Origin of the sequence: Streptomyces flavofungini, from assembly GCF_041028215.1 — a bacterium.
In the GTDB taxonomy this organism is placed as follows: domain Bacteria; phylum Actinomycetota; class Actinomycetes; order Streptomycetales; family Streptomycetaceae; genus Streptomyces; species Streptomyces flavofungini_B.
This window is the reverse complement of sequence record NZ_JASKYR010001195.1, coordinates 1-1,570: the sequence shown is the minus strand read 5'-3', so window position 1 is coordinate 1,570 and position 1,570 is coordinate 1. Positions and strand designations below refer to the sequence as shown.

Annotated in this window: 2 protein-coding genes; both read right to left on the bottom strand. The window is 75.8% G+C overall.

Going from position 1 to position 1,570, the window contains the following annotated elements; all coding sequences use genetic code 11:
* On the bottom strand, positions 1-619 hold a 619-nt coding region (locus AB8Z36_RS39670; protein ID WP_369218213.1), incomplete at its 3' end, for a 4'-phosphopantetheinyl transferase family protein.
* Positions 616-1,570 (bottom strand): acyl-CoA dehydrogenase family protein (locus AB8Z36_RS39665; RefSeq protein ID WP_369218212.1); only part of this gene is annotated, 955 nt, incomplete at its 5' end. The genes AB8Z36_RS39665 and AB8Z36_RS39670, both read right to left, overlap by 4 nt.

Genomic DNA, 1,570 nt, shown 5'->3' with positions numbered 1-1,570 from the left:
GGCCGAAGGCGCAGCTCAGCGGTGTCCGGGACACATCGCGCAGCGAAAGCCAGCGATAGGCCCGCCACCTTCCCTCGCGACTGCCGGGAGTCACCTCGATCTCCCACGGCCGACCCGCGAGCCCGGACCCCGCCGCCTTCACACACGCCTCCTGGGCGGTCCACACCCAGGCCACCTCCCGCGCCGCCCGCGTCGGCGGGAGCGCCAGGACGTCGGGCGCGTGCGCGCGCAGCAGCCGTTGGGTCAGCGTGGCCCCGGCCGAGGCCCCGGGGTGCTGTACGTCCACTCCGACCCGGCGGCCGGTGGCGAAGGCGCAGGCCACCACGCCGTCGCTGTGCGAGACGCTGATCCCGGCCCGTCGGCAAGCGGCGAGGTGGGGCTGCCCGCGCCGGTCGGGCACGATGTCACCACCGGCCAGTCGGGGCGCCACCGCGTGCAGCAGTTCGCGCAGCAGCCCCCGGCCGTACAGGAACCGGCGGGCCCGCCACCCGGGCAGTCCGGCGGCCCGGCGCCGGTCGTCGGGGTGGGTGCTGGGGGCGCCGGTGCCCGCCACCACCCACACCCCCTCGGCCACCTCCAGCGGCCCGACCTGCCCGACGGCCCCGACCGGCCCGGTCACAGGTCAAGGGCCTTGCGGTCCAGGTCGTCGAGGACGCGTTCGGCGCTCTCGGCGAGGGTCTCCAGCACCACCTCGGTCGTGCCGCCGCCGATGCCGAAGAGCGCGGCCTGCGCACGGATCTCCTGCATGCCGCCGTCGGCGAAGCCCGCCGCACCCCACAGGTGGGCGCACTCCCCGAGGACGTACGGGACGGTGCTGCCCGCGGCGGCCTTCAGGGTCGAGGCGGCCTGCATGTCGTGGCGCTCGGCGACTCCGGGACCACATCGCTCGGCAAGGGCCCGCAGTTCCTGGACCCGGACCAGGCAGGCGGCGAAACGCTGGCGGACGTGGCCGCTACTCCACAGCGTGGACTCCTGGTGCGCCCGCTCGGCCAGGCGGCGCCGGGTGTCCGCAAGGACCCGTCGGCACAGGGCCACCCCCCACAGCGCACCGGCCAGGCGCTCGACGGCGATGTGCCGCGCGAACACCGGCAGACCGAGACCGACCCGGCCCACCACGTGCTCCCGGCCAAGGCGCACCGCGTCGAAGGACACATGCCCCACGCCGGACGCCGCGTACAGCGCGGAGTCGGCCCGCCGCACCGTCACACCGGGTGAGTCGGCCGGGACAAGGACCCAGGTGAAGTTCGCGAAGTGTCTGCCGGGCCGGTGCCGGGCGAGGACGAGGAAGTGCTCGGCGGTGGTGGTGTTGGTGATCCACTCCTTCGCGCCGGTCACCGTGACCGCGTCGTCCTCGATGCGGGCCTCGGTGCGCAGCCCCGTCAGGTCGGTGCCCGCCGTGGTGTCGGTCGCGGCGAGGGCCAGGGTGGCCGTACCGCTCAGGGTGCGGGCGAGGGCGTGTTCCACGGCGGGTCCCGTGCCGGTGGCCAGGATGGGCAGGGCGGTGGCGAGCTGCACGCTGGCGGACAGGGTGGCGGGGAGGGACCAGCGGGCGTCGGCCGTGGCCAGCACG